Below are 25,821 nucleotides of genomic sequence, written 5' to 3'. Positions count from 1 at the left end.
TTGAAAATTATATTTAAGAATAAGATAGTTGATTCATTTAGGCTGTTTTCTCAAAGTTTGTTGTTTTTTCATAAAAAAACATTTGAAAAAGTGTTTCTTAGCAGCCTGCATACACGTAGACTCCTGTGGGAATGCGAGAAAGACGAGACTTAAGCAGAGCGTATGCGACGAGGAGGCTCGACGCTCGCTAAACGGACGAAGTGTATTCAGGCTGTGAGTTTAAAAGCAACAATCTATACTAAAACAGCCTTAATTTAAAATTAAGAAGGGGTCCTTTTTCATGAGGCTGTTCATTATTTTTCTTTCTGTTACAAATGCTTTTATTATTATTTACGGTCCACAGCCAATTCTTCCATTATTTATGAAGGAATTTGGTGTATCGATGTCAACAGCTAGTTTATCTATTTCGTTAACCATCATTGGTATTGTATTTTCATCCTTATTTTTAGCCACCTTTTCAGATAAATGGGATCGTAAAAAAGTGGTATTAATCTCAAATGTTATTCTTATCATTCCGAGTGCCGCCTTAATCTTTACCCATTCGTTTTTTTGGCTCTTAGTGTTTAGATTTTTTCAAGGAACCTTAATTACTGGTGTTACAACGGTTTTAATGACATATGCTTCTGAAGAATTTCCGAAGAAAAATAAAGGTATGGTACTGGCTACGTATGTTAGTGCAACATTACTAGGCGGACTTCTTGGAAGAGTATTATGTGGATTTATGACGGAACACTTTAATGGGGAAGCGTTCTTTCTCATTACAACGATCATGACGACTTTAATCAGTCTATTAATCTATTTCTGTTTATCAGAGTCTAAGAAACAAGTAAAAACTGGCAAGCAGAATTTTATGGATCATTTTAAAAATCTGCCCTTGCTTTCGACTTTTTTTATTGGTTTTTCTCATTTTTTCTCTTTTGTAGGATTTTTTAACTATTTGCCTTTTTATGCTAGTCAAGATCCGTTTAACTATTCTGTTACACAAACTTCGCTTCTATATCTTACGTATATTTGGGGAATCATGTCTTCTCTTATTACAGGAATGGTGTCCAATCGATTTGGCAGAAGAGGAACAATCGCATTTGGGCATCTTGTTGGAGCATCGGGAATTTTGATCACCTTAATCCCATCTCCTTATACGCTTATTATTGGTGCCTCTATATTAGTTTTAGGCCAGTTTTGCTCTCAATCATCTGTTACAGCTTATATAACGGATGTTGTAAGTCATTCAAAAGGAGCTGCTACTTCTTTATACCAATGTTTCTTTTACTTGGGAGGAAGCTTAGGAGCATGGCTTCCTGGTATTTTATGGAGGCATTTTGATTGGTCTGGAGTCGTTTTTTCTAGCGTCAGTTTTATTTTCTTGGCGTTATGCAGCAATTATTTTCTCGGTGGGAAAAGGAGTTCTGCTTCCTTTCAACATAAGATGCATGTTTGAAGTTTATTCATCAAGAAAAGTTTTATTTTAGATTGTTGTTAAATTACGTTAAAACCAATCGTAAATAATGTTATTGAATTATCCATTCCACTCTTCAATATGAGCTTGTGGATATATATACTGTGCAACAAGTGATGAAACTATAATAGATAGTGTTTTTACAGGCATAATATTATTGAAAAAAAACAGTAAGATTGTGGAAGAAATTTAATTTCTTACAGTTCAAATTCTAAATAGTAGCAATCTTTTTGATGGCAGTCTTTTTTCTAAATCGATGTTTTTTACAGGCAAAGATACTTTGAATTTTTGAAAGTTATGAACAAAGTATCTTTCGTCTGTTGAAATAAATATAAAAGATTGATGGAGGATGTAAAAATGAAGGAAGAATACCGTACAAGGCTAAAAAAATTGTCTACGACAAACGTATCAGATGCATTAGATGGATTGGGCTTAAAAGGATCAACATATGGAATCAGACCTACATGGGAAGGGTGCAAAAAAATTGTGGGTAATGCGGTAACTGTAAAGGTGGTCCCCGCTGGTCTTACTACGAGCCCTAATCATTTAGGGGTGAAGGCCATTGAAACTGCAAAAGAGGGTGATATCATTCTGATTGACAACAGTGGAAGATTAGATGTGTCATGCTGGGGGGGCATTTTAACGAATGGTGCGAAAGTGAAAGGGATAGAAGGAGTTGTCATTGATGGTGCCTGTCGCGATTTAGATGATTATGTGGAAGCAGATTTCAGCGTATATGCAAGGGGAGTGGTTGTTGCCACAGCAAGGGGACGAATAATGGAAGAAGCGACTAATGTCATGGTACAGTTTGGCGGGGTTCAAGTCCGTCCGGCAGACATTGTAATAGCTGATAGAAGTGGAGTGGTTATTATCCCTCAGGAGAATATGGAGGAAGTTTTACAAAAAGCAGAGGAATTGTTCCAAAAAGAGAAAGACATGATAAGAGAAATTAGAAACGGTGTGTCTATGTTAGAGGTAGATACAAAATATAACTATGAAAATATGCTCAAGTAGAATGTAAAATACTTGACCAAAAATGAACAAAAAATGAAAAAAGGGGATTGTGATGGAGAAAATTGTTGCATCAGTCTCCATTTCCAATGTTCGTGTTCGGAAGAGGAATAGTGTTGCGGGAGATGCCGATAAAGTAATCGTTATTCCTAAAGAGTTTGAGGAGCGGGTTCTTGCTATTGCAGTCAAAATTGAAGCTGCAGAGGATAAAATTCGTGAGGCAACTGAAAAATTCAACATGCAATAGTACAAGCAAATACTGTGCTAGAGTTAATATAAAATATTATATTGGTAAACGCTGATTGTGTGTATGGATAATAGGATTGATTAATGAACGAAAATAATTACTTATAAAAGACAACCCTAGATGAAAAAATCCTGTATAGAAATACAGGATTTTTTCATGATCATTAGCAGGATAAGGTATATTGTTATTAAGTTTTAAGCAAAAAGAATATCTATATTAGTAATTTAGACACCCTCTAATCTATTCTTGTTTCATAACTCGCTACATATTTCCATTTGTTCGTTTTTGTATAACAAATTAATATATCGATAGGATCATCTTTACTATTATATGAGGTACGTGTAATTTTTAAAACGGGACTTGATTTATCGATTTTTAACAAAGTAGCTATCTGTGTACTAGCTTCAACAGCTTCTATGGCTTCTTCAATTTTAAGAAATTCTACATCTAATTCTTCCTTTAGCAGGTTTTCTAAAGAACTGTAAGTTGGGTCTTTGGTGAAAATTTCAAAAGGTAAAATAGGAGAAGAAAAATGCTCTAAGTACATAACGGGTTCTCCATTATGAGTTCTTATTCTTTTTATATGTGTAATTTCTTCTTCATTAGAAAGTTCTAATAATTTAGCCTTTATTGGGGATTTTATCTTTTTGATACTTATAGTTTTAGTGTGTATTTTTTTCCATTCTTGAGAATAAGTGGCTTTAAATCCAGTCTGCCAAGATCTCAATGATTTTCGATTTGCTACAAATGAACCTTTCCCTTGTAGACGATAAATAAAACCATCATTTTCAAGCTGTTTTAATGCTTGTCGTACAGGGGTACGACTAGCTGTAAATAATTCTTCTAATTCAGACTCAGACGGCAATAATTCATTTACTTGATAGATTCCTGAATCAATTTTATCAACGATATCATCATAAATTTTTTTATAAAGGGCTTTTTTTGCAATCATTCATATAATCCTCCGATAATCTTAATACTTATTGTACTGTGTATGATAAGTATCGTCAAATAAGGTTTAGATGAAAAATTCAATAGAAGAGTATCATTTTTAAAGAAGCTTGAACTAACTCTTGTAATGAAAAGTAAAATAGAAGTAGACACAAATTAGGCTGCCCGAAAATTCAAGGATTTCGTTAAATCCCAAAAAACATTGTTAGAAATACTGACAAACTAATTGCTTTCCAAATTATCTTAGACTATTCTTTAAATTATATTATAGTACTTGGTATTATAAGTATTACAACTTAATGGAGAAATTCTCATTTTAATGTAAGAAGTTTCACGTAATACTTGATACGATATTTGATCATCAAAAAATAAATCCAACTTATAATACTAAGTATAATAAGTGTTAAGGAGTTTTTATTATAGTGGGAAACAATCGTACTATTATGCAAGATGCTGCTCTTAAAGCACATACTCTGACTTGAGTTTAGGTTATAAGCATTGCCAAGGACTTATAAAGAAGAGGAATATCGAGCGACATGTTTGACTGCTTTTTTGTTCAATAAGCAGGTGGTGAATCTCTTAAGGAGGTGAATAAGGTAATTGGAAATATACGAGATATGCATAAAACAATCAATGGAGTAGTCACTTATCTGAATTAAAATTGGTACTTTGGTGGACATGTAGTCCTAGCTTAACTCTTCGCGGTATATTCGAATTCATACTATATTTAAAGAAGAACTAGAGGAACCAATTAGTACGAATTAAAAAGAGTTTTAAAGTAGCAAGATCTAGAAAGAAGGTTTAAGAAATGTTAGTAAAATTAGATAGTATTTTAGTGAAAATACTTCCTATTATGACTCCTATTTGTTTAGTGAGCGGGATCCTAGTTGGTGTCCGGTTGGAACAATTCACTTATTTGATACCATGGATATTTGCTCTAATGACTTTTTCAGGGAGTTTAGGGTCAAGTTTTAAACAATTTAAGCATGTTATTCATCATCCATTACCCATAATTACTGTACTTGTTATCTTGCATGTTATTATTCCTTTTTGGAATTGGGGGCTGAGTCATATCTTTTTTTATGGAGAAGAGTTAACCATTACAGGCTTTATTTTAATGGCTGTTATTCCAACTGGCGTAACAAGTTTTGTATGGACGACGATTTATAAAGGAAATATTCCATTAGTCCTTTCTATTATTCTAATTGATACATTTCTTTCCCCTATTGTCGTACCATTCACTTTGAAATTATTTATTGGCAAAAGTATCAATATTAACACAGGAGAATTAATGATGGACTTGTTTCTTATGGTTGTTTTGCCTTCTTTGTTAGGAATGATTTTAAATGAGATGACTTCAGGAAAAATTAAAAATGCATTAGGTCCAAAATTGTCGCCTATATCAAAACTAGGAGTTTTTATCATTGTATTTATTAATGGGGGAATCATTTCTTCTTACCTTGCAAATTTTGATTGGAAAATATTATTAACTATTGCTATTGTATTCATGGTTGTTGTTTCTGGCTATTTGTTTAGCTGGTTCATAGGAAGATTATTAAAGATGGAAAAAAGTGTGAATGTATCTCTTACATTTAGTGGAGGGATGAGAAATATTGCTGCCGGTACAGTTTTAGCTGTGAGCAATTTTTCAGCACCGGTTGCAATCCCAGTTATATTTGGAATGCTATTTCAACAAGTATCTGCAGCTATTATTGGAAAAATCCTCTATGGTAAAGAAGGGAAATCAGTAAGGAAATTGACAAAAACGTCAGTAAAAGTAAATCTCTAGCTTAATGTAGACTTTGTGAATATTTACAGGGGAAGGTAAGAGAGAAATTAACTTAAGCAGGAATGATTACTGTAAAAAATACATTTTAAGCTGTAGAAATTAAATATACGAGGAGAGTAAAAAATGACATTAAAAAACGCAAACATGATACAAAATTTAAAAGAATCTAAAACACTAGCGTTATTAAATAAGGTACTCACATTAAAGCAGCAAGGTAGAGATATCATTGGATTGGCAGGGGGAGAGCCGGATTTTGATACACCAAAAAATATTATTCGTGCAGCAGAATCTGCAATGAAATCAGGTTTTACCCACTATGTAAATCTTGCCGGTATTCCAGATCTGCAGACTGCAATATCTCAAAAACTTTTACATGAAAATAAAGCAAATTATGAACCATCTCAAATTATTGTCACTCCCGGTGGCAAAGCGGCACTCTATATTGCTTTGCAAAGTATTCTAAACCCTGGTGATGAGGTAATCGTGATTAATCCGGCATGGGTTAGTTATGAACCGTTAATTACAATGTTAGGTGGTCATACAGTATTTGTAGATTTAGATTCAGAAGATGATTTTACGTTAAAGAAAGAACACTTATTAGAAGCTTGCAGTAACCGTACAAAGGCTATTATTATCAACAACCCAAATAACCCTACGGGAAGAGTATTAAGAGAAGAAGAAATAAGTGCATTAAAAGAGATTGCCGTATCTAAAAATCTATTTGTCGTTTCAGATGAAGTATATGAAAAACTTGTCTATGGAAATCATAAATTTGTATGTGTCGCAAGCATACCTGAACTTGCAGAAAGAACGCTAACTGTACAAAGTTTCTCTAAGGGACATGCGATGACAGGCTGGAGATTGGGCTATTTAGCATTACCGAAAGATTTAGTTTTGGGTGCTAAGAAAATATATGGACACATTCTCACTTGTACGAATGGATTTATTCAAAAAGCTGGCATTGTCGCACTAACAGATCCAGATACTCAAAAAGAAATTCAATATATGAAGGAAGTTTATGAAAGAAGAATGAATTTTGTCGCTGCACGATTAAACGAAATTCCAGGGGTTCATTGTCCTTCTTCAGAAGGGGCATTCTATTTGTTTCCTGAAATTAAATTTCGAGATTATACATCCATTCAGCTAGCTGACTATTTGCTGGAAGAAGCAGGGGTTGCAGTAACACCGGGAGAGGCATTTGGTCCTCAAAATAAATATCATGTAAGAATATCATGTGCAAACTCGGATCAAGAATTAGAGGAAGCTGTCATTCGTATAGAAAAGGCATTGTGTAACAACGATTAGTAACTAATGGGGGGCTTCGATAACGACCAAAGTTTTATGTACGTTTAAGATTCCATGTAATATTTGGTGTGACATTTGATCTAAATCCAACTTATTGTACTAAGTACAATAAGTATCAAGAGATTTTTTATTCATTGTGGGCAGACAATCCTACAATTATGCAAAATGCTACTTTAAAGGACACTTACATTGAAAGGAAGAATGAACATTGAAGACACTCAAAAAAATGCCTTTATGGCTTCAAATAGTAATTGCTCTAGTATTAGGTTTAATTTTAGGATCGGTAAATAAGACATTAGGTACCGAGGCGAAAATTTTAGGTGATGCATTTATTCATATGATTAAAATGACCATTGTCCCTTTAATTTTCCCGTTAACTGTATTAGGTATTTCACAAATGAAATCAGGAGGTGCACTAGGAAGACTTTCACTTAAAGCAATTATTTATTTTGAGATAGTTACTACCATAATTATTGTGATGGCAATGCTATTTGCCAATTTAACACATATAGGGGCTTCCGCAGATCTTTCAGAGGGCAATGCAGATGCTTTAAGCGGTATTGCAGGCAATAAAATTGATTTTAGAGAATTTATCCTTCATATCATCCCTTCCAATATATTTGTCGCTTTTTCGGAAGGCAACTTATTGGCTATTGTCTATTTTGGGGTGTTCTTTGGTCTTGCTATTCGCGCATTAAAAGGAAAAGCGAAACCAATTGAAAATGTATTAGAAGCTCTTTCTAACGTAATGTTTAAAGTTTTAGAATATGTTATAAAATTTTCTCCAATTGGTGTTTTTGGTTCGATTGCTTATAGCGTGGCTACTTACGGTTTTAGTAAGTTAAGTACATTAATTGAGTTGGTTTTACTCACATATGCTGGATTAGCAGTTGTATTGTTTATTATTTTACCAATAATCGCTCGCATTTATGGGGTCCGCTATCTTGAATTAGTGAAAGAAATTAAAGATTTAATATTAATCGCTTTTACTACTCGAAGTTCAGAGTCCGTATTTGCGCCTCTTACAGCCCGTTTAGAGCGTTATGGAGTCAAAAATTCAATAGTATCGTTTATCTTGCCGCTTGGTTACTCATTTAATTTAGATGGATTAATGGTATATATGGGTCCTGCAGTTATCTTTTTAGCTAATGCTTATGGCATTGATCTTTCATTGACTGAACAAATTCACTTAGTTCTACTAATGATGTTACTTACGAAAGGAGTCGCTGCTGTTCCTTCCGGTGCAATGGTTATTTTAGCGAGTATTTGTACCATTATTGGTATACCTCTAGAAGGTATAGCGTTATTAATGGCTGTTGATTTCATTATGGATATGGCTAGATCTGCAACCAATGTAATAGGAAATGCCTTAGCAACAGTTGCGATGGCTAAATCGGAAGGTATGTTTCAAAAGAAGGATGAAATAGGCTCAGATAATGAGTCTGCTGCAGGAGCTTAACTTTTTCTGATAGATTATACAAAATAAAGTAATGAAATATCATGTGAAAATGCTACATAACAGGATGAAGTTTATTCTGCTATGTAGCTGGCATTTTTAATCCTACAAATTTAATAAACGGTTTTTGTTAGAGCCTAGATGAATAAATGGAGAGTGCTTGAAATGGCAGTAAATTCTAAAGACATTGAGACAATTGATAAGAATGAAAATATGAACGTTTTGGAGAGAACGCAGCAAGTGATTCAAACTGCTCTTCAAAAAATGAAGAGTAGAGATGGTGTCTATGAATTATTGAAAGAACCACTTCGTTTAATGACCGTTCGGATTCCTATAAAGATGGATGATGGTTCCGTTAAGGTATTTACTGGTTATCGTGCACAGCATAATGATGCGGCAGGGCCAACAAAGGGAGGCATTCGATTTCATCCTAATGTAACAGAAGAAGAGGTAAAAGCATTATCTATGTGGATGACCATCAAGTGCGGAATTACGGGAATTCCTTATGGAGGAGGAAAAGGTGGAATTCAATGTGATCCACGTACAATGTCTTTTTCAGAATTAGAACGTCTAAGTAGAGGGTATGTGCGTGCTATTAGCCAGATTGTAGGACCAACAAAAGATATACCTGCACCTGATGTGTTTACCAATTCGCAAACTATGGCTTGGATGATGGATGAATACAGTCGCATACGTGAATTTGACTCTCCGGGATTTATTACAGGAAAGCCTATAGCTTTAGGAGGATCTCATGGAAGAGAATCATCCACTGCTTTGGGCGTAACAATTGTCACAAAAGAAGCTGCGAAGTTAAAGAATATTCCGTTAAAAGGAGCAAAAGTCATCATCCAAGGATTTGGAAATGCTGGAAGCTTCCTAGCAAAGTTTCTTCATGATGCTGGAGCCAAAGTTATAGGTATATCAGATAGTTTTGGAGCCTTATATGATCCATGGGGGCTTGAAATTAATCACTTATTAGAAAAACGAGACTCTTTCGGAAGTGTTACTCATTTATTCACGAGTAGGATAACAAATGAAGAACTTTTAGTAAAAAATTGTGATATTTTAATTCCAGCAGCGATTGAAAATCAGATTACGGAAAAAAATGCGAAGGATATTAAGGCTAAAATTATAGTAGAAGCAGCAAATGGTCCGACTACTTTAAAAGCTACTCAAATTTTATCAGATAAAGGCGTATTAATTGTACCGGATGTTTTAGCAAGTGCTGGTGGAGTGGTAGTTTCTTACTTTGAATGGGTACAAAACAATCAAGGCTACTATTGGTCACAAGAAGAAGTAAATGAAAAACTAGAAACGATACTAGTTGATGCTTTTTCTAATATCTATCATACATCTGTACAAAAAGAGGTAGATATGCGATTAGCTGCCTATATTGTAGGACTAAAACGTGTAGCTGAAGCTGTTGAGTGGAGAGGATGGGTTTAGTAAATTTTATCATTCTTATTAAAGATAATTAAAATTACTTGTCTGGGAAAATACTAAAGGAGCTAAATTAGAATCTTATATCAAAAATATCATAATAGAAGGAACGAATCAAAGCCCCCTTGGTGAACAAGGGGGCTTTGATTCGTTTTTATTGTACCGAAGTTAAGGAGAAAATCGGCTGTTTTTAATTAAAATTGAAATGCAAATAAACCTCCACTTTATAAATAATTATCACTATTAGTACATGAAAATTTTTATTTGACATGGGACGCATTTCATAATTTACACTCATATCAAATAACAGAAAGCGAGGAGAAATCTTATGTTTTCATTAATTATGCTTTGCTTTGCAATCTATATGGCGGCTTACTTTTGCTTAAAAGCATCCGGACAACCAATGGAAGTCGAATCAATTCAGTCTATTGAGGATCATTTCATACAATCTAAGAAATGAAAATTAAAAAAACACTTCTAAGTAACAAATTGAATAAAGAGCATTTCTGATACTACTGAAAGAAAATCGATGTTATGAATAACTAAATCCCAATATTATTAGTAAGGAATACTTGATTTTAAGAACAGTGAATAAGTCCTCATATCAAAGTGGATTTTCTCAAACAATCGAAAGAGGCACTACTTACCGTGTTCATTGATATAAATTTATTATTATTGTGAACAATTAATTGGGAAGAAGTAAAATAAATTGATTTTGTTATATAGGTTAATTGGCAACTAGCCACTTTTAAATACTTTAAAAGTGGCTAAAAATAATAAATTACATCGAAAGTTGGAATCAAAATGACTAATCGAAGTTTTATTTTTTTGATATCGATGGAAATTTCATCTAATAAAATCTCGTAGAATGGAGAAATTTTTATTATTTTTGACTTAGAAATGGATTTGAAATTTCTTCTTGTTATGAAACGCGTTTCACCAATTACAATAACTCCATAGTACAAGTAAGAAAAAAGTAGGAAAATTAAACGGGAGATTTATCCTATTTCATGACTAAAATGCTAACCCTTCCACTTGCTTAGTAAAAGCTGTAAAGGAAATGGAAAATGAAAGTAGGTAAGTAGAGCTAGTAAGTGTTACTCTCATAGACACTTAAAACCACTAAACTTATTTTGATAATGAAATTGCGAATACTTCCTTGCTGTTATCTTCATATTTATATCGATACAAGAATACATGTAAAAAGTATGGTTAGAAAAGATAAGCTTTAATTTTCATCAATGGTTTTCTTCATGGCCTTTTTCTTAGAAAAACTCTTACTAGTGTATATTTTATTTCTTGGAGGTTTTAAAATGTTTAAAAAAATATTTGGAGTATTGCAGCAAATTGGTAAAGCATTAATGCTACCTGTGGCTTTATTGCCAGCTGCAGGCTTATTACTTGGATTTGGAAATGCTTTTCAACAAGAAACGCTGCTTAATTACCTTCCCTTTTTAGGCACAGATACGTTTCAACTGATAGCTAATGTAATGGAGGATGCAGGGAATATCTTTTTTAGTAACTTAGCGCTTATTTTTGCGATTGGGGTTGCTATTGGTTTAGCAGGTGACGGAGCAGCAGCCCTTGCAGCCCTTGTTGGCTATTTAGTTATGAATCAGGTAATGAGTTCATGGGCAGGAATTACTGCAGAAAAGCTTGCTGACAATGCTGGTTATGCCAATGTTTTAGGAATTCCTACTTTACAAACAGGGGTATTTGGAGGTATTATTATCGGTCTTATTGCTTCTTTTTGTTATAAGCGATACCACAATATTGAAATGCCCTCATTTCTTGGTTTTTTTGCGGGAAAACGTTTTGTTCCGATTGTTACAGCAGGGATCTCTTTTGTAGTGGGACTTTTATTATTAATTATTTGGCCTCCTATCCAAGCTGGCATGAATTATATTTCTCTTTGGTTAGTTAATGAAGGATTATATTTCGGAGTATTTTTCTTTGGATTTGTAAAAAGACTGTTAATTCCATTTGGCTTACATCATATTTTTCATGCTCCATTTTGGTATGAAATTGGGGCTTACAAAACAGCGGCTGGTTCATTAGTTCGCGGAGATATGACTATTTTCTTTGCTCAGCTAAAAGATGGTGTAAACATCACAGCTGGACACTTCATGGCTGGAGAATATCCAATTATGATGTTTGGTTTACCAGCAGGAGCATTAGCTATGTATCATGCCGCACGACCTGAAAAGAAAAAGCTTGTAGCGGGTTTGCTTGGTTCAGCGGCACTAACATCCTTTTTAACAGGTATCACTGAACCACTAGAATTCTCATTTATGTTTGTATCACCTGTACTTTACTTAATCCATGCCATATTGGACGGTATATCCTACGTTTTAATGACATTATTTGATGTTAATATTGGTTATACCTTCTCAGGTGGAGCTATTGATTTCGTTCTTTTGGTATTTTACCGGGTAGGGAGCCATGGTGGATAGCCATTTTATTAGGTATAGTTTTTGCTTTTATTTATTACTTTATATTCCGCTTTATGATTAAAAAGTTTAATCTAATGACACCAGGAAGAGAAGCAGAAGAAATGGAAGGACAAAAAGGTTCAAAAGCAATAACGACCTTGCCTACAATATTCTTGAAGCTATGGGCGGACAAAAAAATATTACTCATTTAGATGCTTGCATTACTAGGCTTCGCGTGTCTGTTCATGATATTAAAAATGTTAATAAAGATGAATTAAAAGAGCTAGGTGCTGCAGGGGTACTTGAAGTTGGAAATAACATTCAAGCTATTTTTGGTCCACGATCTGAAACAATTAAAGGACAAATGCAGGATATAATCAGTGGTAAAAGACCTCGCCCTGCTGAGAATAGTTTGCAAAATGAAAATAAACAACAAGCTATAGAGGAGACAAATCCTAGTATAAATATGGAAACTAATGATCAAGAGGTATTTATTTCACCATTAACTGGAGAAATTATACCAATTTCAGAAGTGCCTGATCCTGTATTCTCCGAAAGAATGATGGGAGATGGCTTTGCCATTATTCCTTCTGAAGGTACGCTTGTTTCACCAGTAGATGGAACTATAGTAAATATATTCCCTACAAAACATGCAATAGGAATTTTATCTGATTTCGGAAGAGAACTTATTATTCATGTTGGTATAAACACTGTTAATTTAAAGGGTCAAGGATTTGAAATCCTAATATCAGAAAATGAACATGTTAAAAAAGGTCAGCCTTTATTAAAAGCAGATTTAAATTATATAAAGAAAAATGCCACTTCAATAATAACTCCTATTGTATTTACGAATTTGTTCGAAGGTGAATCTATCACTATTAATAAAAAAGGTATAATTGAATTAAAAGAAGAAAATATAATAAAAATTTCAAAATAAATTGAATTATTCAGCTTTAGGGGAAATTCACCATATGCTTAAAAAAGTGCATATCTATTATTACTATTTGAAGACAAGCTAGTGTGTAAAGGTCATAAAAATACTGATGTCAAAATATATAAGAGTTTATTGAAATAGGTGATTATATGACTAATATTAGAGATATAGCAAAGTTAGCTGGAGTATCTGTAACAACGGTTTCTCGTGTATTAAATAATCATCCTTATGTTAGTGAAGAAAAAAGGGATGCTGTATTACGTGCCATTCAGATGAGTAATTATAAAAGAAATATAAATGCAGTCAACTTAAGTAGAGGGAAAACATTTCTAATTGGTGTAGTTCTCCCATTCTCAAATCATCCTTATTTTGGGATGTTAGTTAAAGGAATAGCTAATGAAGCATTAAAAACAAACTATAAGCTACTACTGTTTCAAACAAATTATAAAGAAAATAGAGAATTAGAAGCATTAGATATGCTAAAACATAAATTAATAGATGCTTTAATTATATGTTCAAGAGAAACTGATTGGTTTATTCTAGATCAGAATATTTCATACGGCCCAATTGTTTTCTGTGAAAATACTAAAGGAAAAAAAGTTTCATCTACGTTTGTTGATCATTATAAAAGTTTTACTATGGCTTTAGAATATTTGTATAATAAAGGTTATAAAAGAATTGGTTACTGCATAGGCAGGACCACAGGAACTAGTAGTAAACAAAGAGAGTTAGCCTTTAGAGATTTCATTAGAAAACATAATGAGCCGTTCCATCCAGATTATATCTTTGATCAATGTTTAAATTTTGAAGATGGTGAACATGTTGTAAAACGGATAAAAAATATGAGCAATCCTCCTTCAGCATTACTGGTCACAAGCGATCAAGTGGCTGCTGGTATAGTAACCTGTTGTCGAAATCAAAATATTTTAATTCCTGAAGACCTGGCCATTATAGGCTTTGATAATGAACCTATAGCGAAATTAATGAACATAACTACCATGGAAATTCCCTTAGAGGAAATGGGAGAAAAATTATTTCAACAAGCAATTAGTAGTGAAGAAGTTTCTCATGTGGAAATATCAGTGAATTTGATTGAACGACAAACAGTATAATAACCTTTTTTTAGGAAGTATAGTTTCACAAAAGAAAAAATGTGAGAAGAGCGAAAAACATTCTAGGTGAAGACAACAATGTATTGTATTTAAAGTTATGTGGTTAAAAGAACTTATAGAGATAGTTGAGTAAGATTGTATGGTAAATAAGAAATATGGCAATATAATATTGACATAATTGCCAACTATAATTATAAATCAATAAAAATTTTATAAAATTTATTGCAATAAAGGAATGGCTATACATTAGCACTTAACTAAAAAAAAAAGCGAAATCCTTATGTATCAAGGGTTTCGCTTAGATGTAATAGATTATGTCTTTTTATATGTTAATGCTTAGCGCGGTTAACTAAATGACGAGGATTTACTTGTTTCTTTTTATTAAGTTCCCCATGCAATGGATTGATAATTTTATCTAAAGAAACAATCTTGAAATTTTGATTAAGTTTCTTTCCACTTTCAATGTTTTCATCATCTTGTGCAACAAAAATGCCATAAGGATATTTCTCGCCAAGACCATAACCTAAAACGTCGATACCATCCGTGTGGCTTGTCCCATCAATTTTTTTACTATTTCCTATTTTGAAATTTCCAACATACTCATTATTACCTTGACGTTTATATACTGCATATCTACTATCCCCTTGACTCGAATCCATTAAGTATCCTTTGCCGTTTGGTGCATAATACATGGTCAATCCTTCGATATCGGCACTTAAGTGTTTCCCATCTGCCTTGTCCACAATAGTTCCTTTACTGCCTTCATTTGGTTCCGCACTAAATTTCCAAATAGCGACATCTTCTTCACCAATGTACAAATTACCATATTCATCGTCTGCTACTAAACCTTCTGTTTGAGAATTTAGCTTAAATGAACGTACTTTTTTTCCTTTTACTTTTCCTTTCCCATTGTCTACTAGCTCATATTGTTCGAACTCACCATCTTTTCCTGTTAACATAGCATAAAATTTACCTGTCTTTTGACTGTGGTAGAATGCAAAACCATATACTTCACTTACAGATGAACGGATTGGATGCTTAGGGTCTATAATACTTTTTAACTTGCCAGTATTCCCATCAAATGCATAAATTTCAACATTGTTTTTTCCATCTGAGCGATTCGTTGCACCAACAATGTCAATTTTTTTCCCATTTAATTTAAAATTGTAACGTAAATCAACATTGTTTAACTCTCCGAACGGATAAGAATGTAATAATTGACCTTTTAAATTATAAACATTTATTTCTGATTGTTTGTTTGTCGTAATTAGCTTGCTTTTTTCGGTTTTAGTTGGATGCACCCAAATAGCAGGATCATCGGCAGCGTCCTCGCTCGATTGTACAGGCTTTGTTTCGGCAGTGGCTGTAACTACGTAATTTTTTGCTTTAATAGTTGCTTTGTTTGCTTCTGCGTGACCTACCCCAGATAATGTTCCAGATAAAATTCCAACAGTTAGAGTAGATGCTAGAATAGATTTTACCTTATTCATCTTTTTCCTCCAAAATATGTATTTTTATGAACCAGTTTAATGTAACATTTAATGATTAAGTAAATGTAATGTTAATGTAAAAACTAATCTAATCTCTGTATTTTTGCTTTTTTTGACCTATAACTTCTTATCCAAAGTTATTAATAGGTTACAAAATTGTAAGGATAGAAGATAAATTGTAAGGATAAATTATGGTTGCGCTCTTATGTATCTTTTATAGTTAGATATATAAGATAAAACGAGGGATGATGAAATGGAAAAGCAAATAGTTTTAGAAGCTGAAAACATAAAAAAAGTATTTGGATTGAAAGGTAACATTCATACAGCATTGAATGCAATCGAGTTGCAAGTGCATAAAGGAGAATTTGTTGGAATTATGGGTCCATCAGGTGCTGGGAAATCTACACTATTGAATGTGTTATCAACCATTGATGTACCTACCTCAGGTAACATTAAGATTGATCAGCAAAACATTCTCAAATTAAAAGAAGAAGATTTAGCGGATTTTAGAAGAGATAAGCTAGGTTTCATTTTTCAAGATTACAATTTAATTGAAACATTAACTGTTAAGGAAAATATTATCCTCCCGCTTTCCTTAGCAAATGTTTCGCATCATGAAATAGAAAATAGGATAAAAAAAGTATCTAAGGCACTTGGAATTGAGGGCATTTTACATTCATCCTTATAATATTTCGGGAGGAGAGCAGCAAAGAACAGCAACAGCAAGAGCGATTATTACCAATCCAAGCCTAATATTTGCAGATGAACCAACAGGTGCGTTAGACTCGAAGTCTGCCTTTATGCTGCTGAGAACACTTGCCGAATTAAATAAGCAGCAAAGAGCTACGATATTAATGGTTACTCATGACGCTTATGCAGCAAGCTTTAGCAGCCGCGTCTTATTTATTAAGGATAGGTCGATTTTTTCTGAAATAAGAAAAGGAGAACGAAGCCGAAAGCAATTTTTCCAACAAATTATTGATATCCTCGCTACCCTTAGAGGAGGTGGCCATCATGACGTTATTTAGGATTGCAAAAAAGAATATGAAGAGGAATACGAAACATTATTTACTGTATTTTTATCCGATGGTGTTCAGCATTGTTATTTACTTTACATTTGTTTCGCTCCAGTATAACAACCAGATTATCCAATCAGCAACAGCCCTAGGAAAAGTACAGCCTGCCTTTATGGCAGCATCTGTTTTGTTGATGCTATTTTCAGCTATTTTTATATGGTATTCAAATCATTTTTTTACAAGAAAACGGAAAAAAGAGCTGGCTTTGTACTCTTTATTCGGGATGCGGAAGAAACAGGTTGCAAGGCTCCTATTCTATGAAAACCTTATAATAGGATTTGTTTCACTTGGGGTTGGAATCGCGATTGGTGTTCTATTGTCTAAACTATTTGCGATGTTGTTAATAAAACTAATGGGATTCTCAATAATAGCAAATTTTGAAATATCTTCTGAAGCAGTTATTCAAACGTTAATCGTTTTTATTGCAATTATTGGGGTTGCTTCCTTCTATAATTATCGGATGATTTACCGTAATACGTTATTGAATCTGCTAAAAGCGGACAAACAGGGAGGAAAACAGCTGAAGGTTTCAAAGGCAGCCGCTCTAGGATCACTATTAGCGCTTGGAATGGGATATTACATTCTGCTTCAACCTGATAATTCCGGAATATTTAAGGAATATGGTTTCTCTGCTGTTCTATTTTCTCTGTTGATGATATTAATTGGAACTTTTCTATTTATGCATTCCGTCTTTACTTTACTTTTAGAAAGAATGGTAAAAGTAAAAGGGGTTTATTTTAAAGGTACAAATTTAATCAGCGTTTCTCACCTGCGCTTTCGAATGAAAGGAAATATGTTCATTTTATCCATTATTGCTTTATTAAGTACGGTTACACTATTTGCTCTAGGTGCTATTTTCAGCTTTCATCATAACTTAACGACAGTTGCTGCTGATAATTATCCATTAAGTCTCATGTATACATCACAAAATAACGAGAAAGATGCACATGTAGCCAAATTAATTAAGGAAAGTGGAGAACATCAAATAGTTTTTTCGGATCGAGTAGAGTATTTACAGGTTGAAGGAGATTTATCTGCAACAGGCAGGGGGTCAGATCTGTTTCCGGTAATTCTTTTATCGGAAAAGGAATATCAACGATTGGCTGAAAAAATGGGAAATAAAGATCATGAGAGTATTGGGCGGGATAAGGCGCTTGTATTTAATGATGGAAATATAAATCAAAATAAGGACCTCTATACAGGGAAAACTATTACGATTATGGAACACAACAAGCTGACTATTCAGAAGTATGAAAAGAAGCTTGTGTTAAATCAAAGTTATTATGCTTTTCCAATAGTTATCAATGATACCATGTATCAGCAGCTCAAAGAGCATGCCGTTGTAAAAGAAATGCAAATATATAAATTAAAAAACGAAAAATCAATGGAAAAATTAATAAATGAAATTCAAGATGTGGTTCTAAAAGATGTCGAATTTGATGATCAATCTGTTATATTTTCTTCCTTCTTTCTGGAATATCAGAAAGGAGTCCAAACTTATGGGCTGCTTATTTTCATTGGTGCTTTTTTAGGGATTGTATTTTTAATGGCTACAGGCAGCATGCTGCATTACAAACAGCTAACAGAAGCAACGGTTGATCAGGGAAGATATCATGTACTAAGAAAGGTTGGAATGAGCCGAAAGCAAATTCAAGTAACCATTGCCAAGCAATTATTGCCTATCTTCTTACTTCCCTTAGTGATTGCCATACCCAATAGTTCATTCTTAATCACGGCACTGGCAAGGTTTTCTCATATGAATATGCTGCAGCCGTTTCTTAGCACCATCGTTATTTATATGGCTACCTATTTAGTTTACTATTTGATTACGCTGAGGAAATATAACACGATTGTAAATAATTGAAAGAAAGGGCGTGATGGAAGCATCACGTCCTTATTTATAGAGGAAAAGTTGTGTATTCCTTTCTTAGCAGATCAACTGTTTTTGAAAAATAGATGGAGGCTTCGGTATAGCTCCCTTCTTTAGAATGAAGGGATAGCTGATGCCCTAATTTCGCCGCTGTTTTTTGAGCGAGATATAATCCCATCCCAGTCGAGGAGGCAACTTGCCTTCCATTTTTGCCTGTAAAGCCTTTCTGAAAAACTCCCGGCAAATCCTCTGCAGGAATTCCAATTCCATAATCACGAATGATGATTCTTCTTTCATTTTCTTGGATTTGAATGAAAATCTCACCGCCAGTAGGTGTGTATTTTAATGAATTTGAAAGAAACTGGTGTAAGATAAAAAGGATTCCTTTTTTATCAGTTAAGACCTCCAATGCAGTTAGGTCCAATTTGAGCGTTATTTTTTTTGATAAAAATAACTTACTATTGCCCTTTACCGCTTCCTTTATGATTTGTTCAACATTAATTTCCTGAATAAAATAGTCCTTACTAAAATCACTCGCTCTAGTATAATAAAGAGCCTGGTCAACTAAATGCTCAATTTTCTCCATTTCCTCTTCCAAACTTTCTGAACTCTGTTCCGTTTCGAAAATCATTTTGCTGACGGAAATAGGTGTTTTTATTTCATGAACCCAGGATGTCATATATTCATGCCATTCTTTTTGTTCATTTTTTAATTTCTCCATTCTTTGTTCATATTGCTCCTTTTGAATTTTTAAGAGCTGAATGGTTAATTTCTCTTCATTTTTGTGAGTGTGTGAGGCTTCCAAAATATAGCCAGCTTTTGTAATCTTTTTTAATTCACTATAGAATACCTTTTTCTTGCGGTAGTCAAACAGTAAATAAAGCACAAAAAGTAAGGTCAATATAAGCAATAAATAGAGAAGGTTGCTTATATGAATATGTAAGTTGGGATCAAGTGATATAATTATGGATGTAATAGCCAAGACAAGGAAAAAAATAATTAATAGTAATCGGTAATCAAAGAGATAATGTCTCCATTTCATCGTAAAAGGTATCCTTGTCTTTTTTTGGTCATAATGGCATCTTCTACTCCAATTTCTTCAAGCTTTTTTCGCAGTCGGGTTACATTGACAGTGAGAGTATTATCATCAATAAACTGCTCATCTTCCCACAATGCCCGTATGATCTCATCCCGAGAAATAATTTGTCCTGCTTTTTTCATAAGGAGGTATAAGATTTGAAATTCATTTTTCGTAAGAGAAGCCTCTTTTCCCTGATATAATACAAAGGAATTTTGTAGATTAAGAGTAAGCCCACCCACCGTAAGTAAGTCTTTTTCCTTGTTTTGAATAGAGCTAGTTCGTCTGAGGACAGCATTCATTTTTGCCACCAATACCTCGAGTGAAAATGGTTTTTGAATATAGTCATCCCCACCCATGTTCATGGCCATCACAATATCCATACTTTGCGAGCGTGAAGAAATAAAAATGATAGGTATGTCTGAAAGCTGGCGAAGTTTGCTGCACCAATAGAATCCGTCATATCCAGGCAAATTAATATCTAGAAGGATAATATGGGGATTTTCCTTTATCATTTGCTGTTCAATATGTTCAAATTCTTCAACAATCACGGATTGAAAATTCCATTTTGCTAAGTACTGCCCCATTAAATTCCTTATTTTATGATCATCTTCAACAATTAAAACCTTGTACATGTTCATCACCTATTTAAGTATATCAAAGGGAAATTAGAATTTAACAGGGAAAAGCAATTAATTACTTTTAAATTTGCACATTAATGTGGTTCAGAATTAGTTTGTGACAAAGGGGTTTTTTGCTAAATAATAAGTTTACATCACCGTGTTTCATTGGCTAAAAACTTCCTCTTTAGTAGGGGAGGTTGATTATATTACAAATAAAAGAATGCAAGAGCTTCTATCAAATTATATATTATCAGTCTTTTGGATTTCTTGATATAAGGTGAAAAGAGATAGTGAAATATCCATATGTATATGAAACTTGTACCTTGCTCAAAAATGCAGGGGAAGGTACGAGTTTCGAGTAGTAAAATTTTATTTCGAATTATTTCATTTAAAGCGTTACGTCTTTATCAGCCATTTCGCTTAATATGCGTTTAAGTGCTGCAGCAGGATTTAACTCAGGGTTAAGGATATGTTTCACTAAATCCTCAGCACTTTTTTCTATTTCCTGTTCAGAAGCAACAACAGCTTTGTATAAGACAAATGATGAAAGGAACTCCATCCCAATTAAGTTCGCTGTTTGTTGAAGTGGACGTGTTAATTCGCTGATTGTATAGTTGTTATAGCCACCAGCTTGATATGATTTTTGTGCTCCTCCAACTGAAATGGCTAGAACAAATTCTTTTCCTTTCAACTTATCTCCACCAGTACCATAAGCCCATCCAAAAGTTAAAATATCATCTAGCCATTTTTTTAAGAGTGGCGGAGTACTGTACCAGTAAAATGGGAATTGAAATACGATTCTGTCATGTTCCAATAATAATTTTTGTTCACGGTCAAGATCAAATTTCCAATTAGGGTATTTTTCATAAAGATTATTGATTGTAACATTTTCACTTTGAAGTCGTTCTACCCATTTTTTGTTAACTTTTGACTCATTTAAGTTTGGATGAAAAACATTAACTAGTACCTTCATAAATATCCTCCTTTGGAAAAGATGAACTAATTATAACCTTTATTTTGTAATTATGTATAATGTTTTGTGTTAATATGATTTCCGTTCTAACAAAAACGTAGGAAGCCAATCTTTCAAGAAGGTAAAAAAGTAGCATTCTTGAAAGATTGGCTTTTTCTTGTCGATTATACGCACGGGTTACTTATGCTTCTTCCTATACAAAGTTTAAAACACTTTGTAGTGTGGTTGATAAATTTATCACACATTATATAACTCTGTACAAATTATTTACTAAAAAAATTCAAAATAACTGCACAATTATAATCTATATATAAGTAATGAAAGTTCACTTTATTTTTTCTTGGGATATATCTGATTTTAAATTTGTTGAAAAATTTGAAAAAAAACATTCTGAAATAGCTGAACAGAAATTAAAAGATATGGGACCATTGAAAAAAAATGAAATTTTTATGATTGGCGTATTTCTTCTGATTTTGGTTCTATGGATTTTCGGATCAAATATAAATATAAACGCAACTACAACTGCTTTTATTGGTCTTGGTTCTTTGCTTGTAACACAGGTATTGACTTGGTCAGATATTAAAAAAGAAGAAGGTGCCTGGGATACATTGATCTGGTTTGCTGTCTTGGTCATGATGGCTAACTTTCTGAATGAACTAGGTAGGATTCCATGGTTTAGCGAAACGATGCAAGGTGCAGTAAGTAGCATGTCTGGGATTTGGACATTAGCTATCTTATCAGTAGTTTATTTCTACTTTGGAGGGGCATGGTGGAAACTATTAGGGCTTTGGTGATCCTAATTTAAGAATAAAGATCCATTTTAAAAGTTTGGATACTCGATATTTATTTGAACTTTGATACAAATTAATGATCCTCTTATTGGTAGTGAAGGAAACGATTTGTACGAGAGAATCCAGGGTAGAATCTTAATCACTATATTGAGGTGAAAAAATGCTTAGTTATGATGTTGTAGTTGTAGGAGCTGGAGGGGCTGGAATGATGGCGTCCCTTTCAGCCAGTGAAGATAAAAGCTTGCGTGTCGCCTGTATTTCAAAGATCTTTCCGACACGTTCTCATACTGGGGCTGCCCAGGGCGGCATCAATGCAGCAATGGGCTATAGAGATGCAAATGATTCACCTGAGAGTCATTTCATGGATACAGTAAAAGGAAGTGATTTCCTGGCTGATCAGGACGCAGTTGAATTTTTCACAACGCATATGCCAAAGGTGATTTCCGAATTAGATTATTACGGGGTCCCATTTTCAAGGGATGAGAATGGTCTTATAGCCCAGCGTCCGTTCGGAGGTGCATCAAGTCCAAGAACTTGCTATTCGGCTGATAAGACTGGACATGTTATTTTACATACTCTTTATGAACAATGTCTAAAAAATGGAGTAAAGTTCCATAATGATTGGCATCTTCTGTCGCTTGCAGTGGATAATGGCAATTTTGAAGGAATTGTCGCTATGGATATACGAAGCGGTGAAATACATGCAATCCAGACGAAATCTGTTGTCATTGCAACAGGAGGTTTTGGGAGGGTGTATTGGAGCCGAACGACTAATGCAATCAATATGACAGGGGATGGTACAGCTGCTTGCTTTAATGTCGGCATTCCTTTAAAAGACCCGGAATTTATTCAATTCCATCCAACTGGTCTTGCATCTACCGGTATTCTTCTTTCAGAAGCATGTCGCGGAGAAGGTGGATATTTAATGAATAAAAATGGAGAACGGTTTATGGCCAGGTATGCCCCAGATAAAATGGAGCTTGGTCCCCGCGACCTCGTTTCAAGGGCAATCGAGATAGAAATTAAGGAAGGCCGTGGTTTTGGGGAAGCAATGGATTCCTATATATTGATGGATCTTCGCCATTTAGGGGAACAGAAAATAATGGAGCGACTGCCACAAGTAAGGGAACTGGCCATGGATTTTGAAGGTGTGGACCTTATAAAAGAACCCGTTCCGATTCGTCCGAGCTGTCATTATACAATGGGAGGAATTCATGTAAGTGATTACCGAACTTGCAGTACACCAATTGAAGGAATCCATGCCGCAGGTGAGTGCTGCAGTGTTTCCATTCATGGAGCAAATCGTCTTGGCGGCAATTCAGTGGCTGACGTAGTACTTTTTGGAAAGTATGCAGGACTAGGAGCGAAGGAAAGTGCAAAAAAACGTTCCTTTACTACGACGAAAAAATTGATGGATGAAACAGAAAAATGGAAAGAGAAGTTCCGTTCAATCCGTTTGAAAAAGACTGGAATAAACATGTTTAAAATCCGAGATGAACTTGCCGAAACAATGTGGAATAATGTAGGTATTTTCCGCAAGGAGAGTGAAATGAAGTTTGCCTATGAAAAAGTGTCTCAATTATTGGTAGATTATAAGAATGCTATGATTGGGGATTCCTCCGTAAAATATAATTTGGCATTTATTAACTATATTGAAATCGGAAATATTTTAAAGTTGGCAAAGGCGATTACATTGGGTGCATTAAATAGGAAAGAAAGCAGGGGATCCCATGCAAGGGCTGATTACCCAAATCGTGACGATATCAAATTTCTTAAACATACATTGATATATCAAGAAGGAGATCAATACCGTTTGGAATATAGCCCGGTAAAGATTACAAAATATCAACCGGAGGAGAGAAAATATTAATGTATACAACACTGAATTTTAAAGTGAAGAGATTTGATGGGGTAAATAAATGGTATCAGGATTACCAGATTCCATATGAAAAGGGAAAAACGATTCTTTGGGCTTTAACGTCTATTCGGGAACAGCTTGACCCTACCCTTGTATTCACTTCAGCGTGCCGCCATGCCATTTGCGGCAGCTGTTCAATTAGTGTCAATAATCATTCCTTTCTTGCTTGTAAAACTTCACTGGATGAATTGCTTGAGACGTTTCAAACAAACTATTTAACAGTTGAACCTTTAAATAATTTCGAAGTGATAAAAGACTTGGCTATTGATTGGGAGCCGAAGATGGAAAAAATGGAACAAGTGAAGCCGTGGCTGCTTCCTTCTGAGGATGGAAGCAAAGAAACCGGATTTATTCAGAGTGAAGATGATTATCACAAAATAGCAGCTCCTACCGATTGCATCTTGTGCGGCGTTTGTGCTTCTGAATGCAAACAACTTGACGTAAATGATGGTACATATTTAGATCCATTCATTTTAAACAGAGCATACCGGTTTGCCGTTGACTCAAGAGATAAGTGCTCTGAAGAACATATTCAGCCAGTCTATCAAAATGAGTTATGGAAATGTCTGCATTGTATGCAGTGTGTAACAAAATGTCCGAAAGGAATTCCGTTGACTGGTCAAATCGCCTACCTGAGACAAGAGTCAATTAAGATGGGAGAAGTAAAAAATCAAGGTGCAAAGCATGCATTTGCCTTTTATAATGATGTGAAAAATAAAGGACGTTTAAATGAAGTGATGCTGCCTATCAAAACAGACGGTCTTATCAATACCGCAATGAAAAAGATTCCATTTGCTTTAAGAATGATAAAAAAAGGGAAGATAAATCCGTTTCATATACCGAAAGCAGTGGAAGGTATCAAGGGAGTAAGGGAAATCTACCATTTTGCAAAGGTGGCTGATAAAAAATGAGATACGCATTCTTTCCAGGCTGTACACTTGAGTCAGCTGCTAAGGAGCTAATGATTTCTACAAAAAAAGTAGCAGCTGCTCTAGGAATGGAGTTAATTGAACTAGATGGCTGGACCTGCTGCGGGGCAAGCCATATCCAGGACGTGGATGATTTTTTAGCAACCTGCATTAATGCTAGGAATATGTCACTTGCTGAGGATTTGAAAGTAGATAAATTATTGACTGTATGTAATACGTGTACATTAATGCTTCGTACAGCGAAGCTTAAAATGGATAAGAACGAAAAGTTGCGTACGAGAGTTAATGAAGGGCTTGGGAAGGCTGGTATGCAATATAAAGGAACGGTTGAAGTCACTCATCTATTATGGGCTTTGATTCAAGATTATGGGTTAGAAAACTTGAAGAAAAAAGTGAAACGCCCACTTACAAACCTTAAAGTTGCTAATTTTTATGGTTGTCATATTTTGATGCCGCCAAATGTAATGGGATTTGAAAATCATATGAATCCACAATCAATGGAAATGGTGGCAGATGCTTTGGGAGCGGAGAGTGTTCATTTTGGTCAAAGGCTGGCGTGCTGCGGTTTCCATGCCGTATTTCCAGCAGAGAAAGAAGTAATGAACCTGACTGGGAAGAATTGCTTATCATCTAAACATGCTGGGGCAGATTGTATGGTTACCCCTTGCCCTTTATGCCAAATGCAGCTGGATGCATATCAGCCAGATGCACAAAAAGGATTTAATGAAGATATTACAATGCCAATTCTTCACTTGCCACAGCTAATTGGTCTTGCTTTAGGATTCTCTCCAAAAGAACTGGCAATTCAAAGGCATGTAGTAGATGCGATGCCAGCTTTGAAGAAAACTTTGCTATGAAAATAATAGTATGCTTCATAGGTCTAATAAGGAGGAAGATATTATTCGAATTGCATGATTCGAATTTTCTAAAGAATAAATAT

Annotated in this window: 17 protein-coding genes and 3 pseudogenes; 15 read left to right on the top strand and 5 right to left on the bottom strand. The window is 34.4% G+C overall.

The genetic code is table 11. The features are described from left to right. Window positions 1-280 precede the first annotated feature (280 nt). From ACTXGU_RS05085 to ACTXGU_RS05075, 3 genes are all read left to right on the top strand, one after another. A complete protein-coding gene (locus ACTXGU_RS05085; RefSeq protein WP_443480414.1) occupies window positions 281-1,438 on the top strand; it encodes an MFS transporter in 1,158 nt (385 codons plus the stop codon). A gap of 375 nt (window positions 1,439-1,813) precedes the next feature. Then, window positions 1,814-2,470: an RraA family protein gene (locus ACTXGU_RS05080; protein WP_443480413.1), complete on the top strand. Its 657-nt coding sequence runs from the start codon at window positions 1,814-1,816 to the stop codon at window positions 2,468-2,470. A gap of 52 nt (window positions 2,471-2,522) precedes the next feature. Next, on the top strand, window positions 2,523-2,714 hold the full coding sequence (locus tag ACTXGU_RS05075; RefSeq protein ID WP_443480412.1) for a hypothetical protein: 192 nt from the start codon (window positions 2,523-2,525) through the stop codon (window positions 2,712-2,714). A gap of 235 nt (window positions 2,715-2,949) precedes the next feature. Here ACTXGU_RS05075 and ACTXGU_RS05070 read toward each other — a convergent pair whose 3' ends face one another. Beyond that, complete coding sequence (locus ACTXGU_RS05070) at window positions 2,950-3,666, bottom strand: GntR family transcriptional regulator (protein ID WP_443480411.1); 717 nt, start codon at window positions 3,664-3,666, stop codon at window positions 2,950-2,952. Window positions 3,667-4,473: 807 nt separating this feature from the next. On the opposite strand from ACTXGU_RS05070, the gene ACTXGU_RS05065 reads away from it, so the two are divergent. From ACTXGU_RS05065 to ACTXGU_RS05040, 6 genes and pseudogenes are all read left to right on the top strand, one after another. Continuing rightward, entirely contained in the window at window positions 4,474-5,454 is a 981-nt protein-coding gene (locus tag ACTXGU_RS05065; protein WP_443480410.1) for a bile acid:sodium symporter family protein, read from the top strand. A 123-nt stretch (window positions 5,455-5,577) separates the two neighbouring features. After that, window positions 5,578-6,759 carry a pyridoxal phosphate-dependent aminotransferase gene (locus ACTXGU_RS05060; protein ID WP_443480409.1) on the top strand — a complete coding sequence of 394 codons (1,182 nt, stop codon included), beginning with the start codon at window positions 5,578-5,580 and terminating at the stop codon, window positions 6,757-6,759. Between the two features lie 208 nt (window positions 6,760-6,967). Then, a complete protein-coding gene (locus ACTXGU_RS05055; RefSeq protein ID WP_443480408.1) occupies window positions 6,968-8,218 on the top strand; it encodes a dicarboxylate/amino acid:cation symporter in 1,251 nt (416 codons plus the stop codon). 162 nt (window positions 8,219-8,380) lie between these two features. Further along, window positions 8,381-9,661 carry a Glu/Leu/Phe/Val family dehydrogenase gene (locus tag ACTXGU_RS05050; protein ID WP_443480407.1) on the top strand — a complete coding sequence of 427 codons (1,281 nt, stop codon included), beginning with the start codon at window positions 8,381-8,383 and terminating at the stop codon, window positions 9,659-9,661. Window positions 9,662-10,968: 1,307 nt separating this feature from the next. Continuing rightward, window positions 10,969-13,024: pseudogene (gene ptsG, locus ACTXGU_RS05045) on the top strand (glucose-specific PTS transporter subunit IIBC). A 146-nt stretch (window positions 13,025-13,170) separates the two neighbouring features. Next, window positions 13,171-14,133, top strand: a complete 963-nt coding sequence (locus ACTXGU_RS05040; protein WP_443480406.1) for a LacI family DNA-binding transcriptional regulator — start codon at window positions 13,171-13,173, stop codon at window positions 14,131-14,133. Between the two features lie 329 nt (window positions 14,134-14,462). On the opposite strand, the gene ACTXGU_RS05035 is transcribed toward ACTXGU_RS05040, so the two are convergent. Further along, window positions 14,463-15,623, bottom strand: coding sequence for a phytase (locus ACTXGU_RS05035; protein ID WP_443480405.1), 1,161 nt, complete (start codon window positions 15,621-15,623; stop codon window positions 14,463-14,465). 253 nt (window positions 15,624-15,876) lie between these two features. Between ACTXGU_RS05035 and ACTXGU_RS05030 the strand changes: the two are divergent. Both ACTXGU_RS05030 and ACTXGU_RS05025 read left to right on the top strand, forming a co-directional pair. Beyond that, a pseudogene (locus ACTXGU_RS05030) lies at window positions 15,877-16,651 on the top strand (ABC transporter ATP-binding protein). After that, window positions 16,638-18,563 (top strand): ABC transporter permease, encoded by a 1,926-nt coding sequence (locus tag ACTXGU_RS05025; protein WP_443480404.1) that lies wholly within the window; start codon window positions 16,638-16,640, stop codon window positions 18,561-18,563. The pseudogene ACTXGU_RS05030 and the gene ACTXGU_RS05025 overlap by 14 nt, the downstream one beginning before the upstream one ends. A 34-nt stretch (window positions 18,564-18,597) precedes the next feature. Here ACTXGU_RS05025 and ACTXGU_RS05020 read toward each other — a convergent pair whose 3' ends face one another. The 3 genes from ACTXGU_RS05020 to ACTXGU_RS05010 form a co-directional block, all read right to left on the bottom strand. After that, window positions 18,598-19,611 (bottom strand): sensor histidine kinase, encoded by a 1,014-nt coding sequence (locus tag ACTXGU_RS05020; RefSeq protein ID WP_443480403.1) that lies wholly within the window; start codon window positions 19,609-19,611, stop codon window positions 18,598-18,600. Further along, window positions 19,608-20,282 (bottom strand): response regulator transcription factor, encoded by a 675-nt coding sequence (locus tag ACTXGU_RS05015; RefSeq protein ID WP_443480402.1) that lies wholly within the window; start codon window positions 20,280-20,282, stop codon window positions 19,608-19,610. Before ACTXGU_RS05015 ends, ACTXGU_RS05020 begins: the two co-directional genes overlap by 4 nt. Window positions 20,283-20,658: 376 nt before the next feature. Beyond that, window positions 20,659-21,243, bottom strand: coding sequence for an NAD(P)H-dependent oxidoreductase (locus ACTXGU_RS05010; protein ID WP_443480401.1), 585 nt, complete (start codon window positions 21,241-21,243; stop codon window positions 20,659-20,661). Window positions 21,244-21,632: 389 nt separating this feature from the next. On the opposite strand from ACTXGU_RS05010, the pseudogene ACTXGU_RS05005 reads away from it, so the two are divergent. The 4 genes and pseudogenes from ACTXGU_RS05005 to ACTXGU_RS04990 all read left to right on the top strand — a co-directional run. Further along, a pseudogene (locus ACTXGU_RS05005) lies at window positions 21,633-21,998 on the top strand (anion permease); the annotation flags it as partial. A 196-nt stretch (window positions 21,999-22,194) separates the two neighbouring features. Beyond that, a complete protein-coding gene (locus tag ACTXGU_RS05000; protein ID WP_443480400.1) occupies window positions 22,195-23,904 on the top strand; it encodes an FAD-binding protein in 1,710 nt (569 codons plus the stop codon). Beyond that, window positions 23,904-24,863 (top strand): succinate dehydrogenase/fumarate reductase iron-sulfur subunit, encoded by a 960-nt coding sequence (locus ACTXGU_RS04995; protein WP_443480399.1) that lies wholly within the window; start codon window positions 23,904-23,906, stop codon window positions 24,861-24,863. The genes ACTXGU_RS05000 and ACTXGU_RS04995 overlap by 1 nt, the downstream gene beginning before the upstream one ends. Next, window positions 24,860-25,738, top strand: a complete 879-nt coding sequence (locus ACTXGU_RS04990) for a CoB--CoM heterodisulfide reductase iron-sulfur subunit B family protein (protein ID WP_443480398.1) — start codon at window positions 24,860-24,862, stop codon at window positions 25,736-25,738. The genes ACTXGU_RS04995 and ACTXGU_RS04990 overlap by 4 nt, the downstream gene beginning before the upstream one ends. Window positions 25,739-25,821: the final 83 nt, after the last annotated feature.

Origin of the sequence: Niallia sp. 01092 (assembly GCF_052318935.1) — a bacterium.
Taxonomy (GTDB): domain Bacteria; phylum Bacillota; class Bacilli; order Bacillales; family Cytobacillaceae; genus Niallia.
This window is presented reverse-complemented; position numbering and strand designations above follow the sequence as displayed.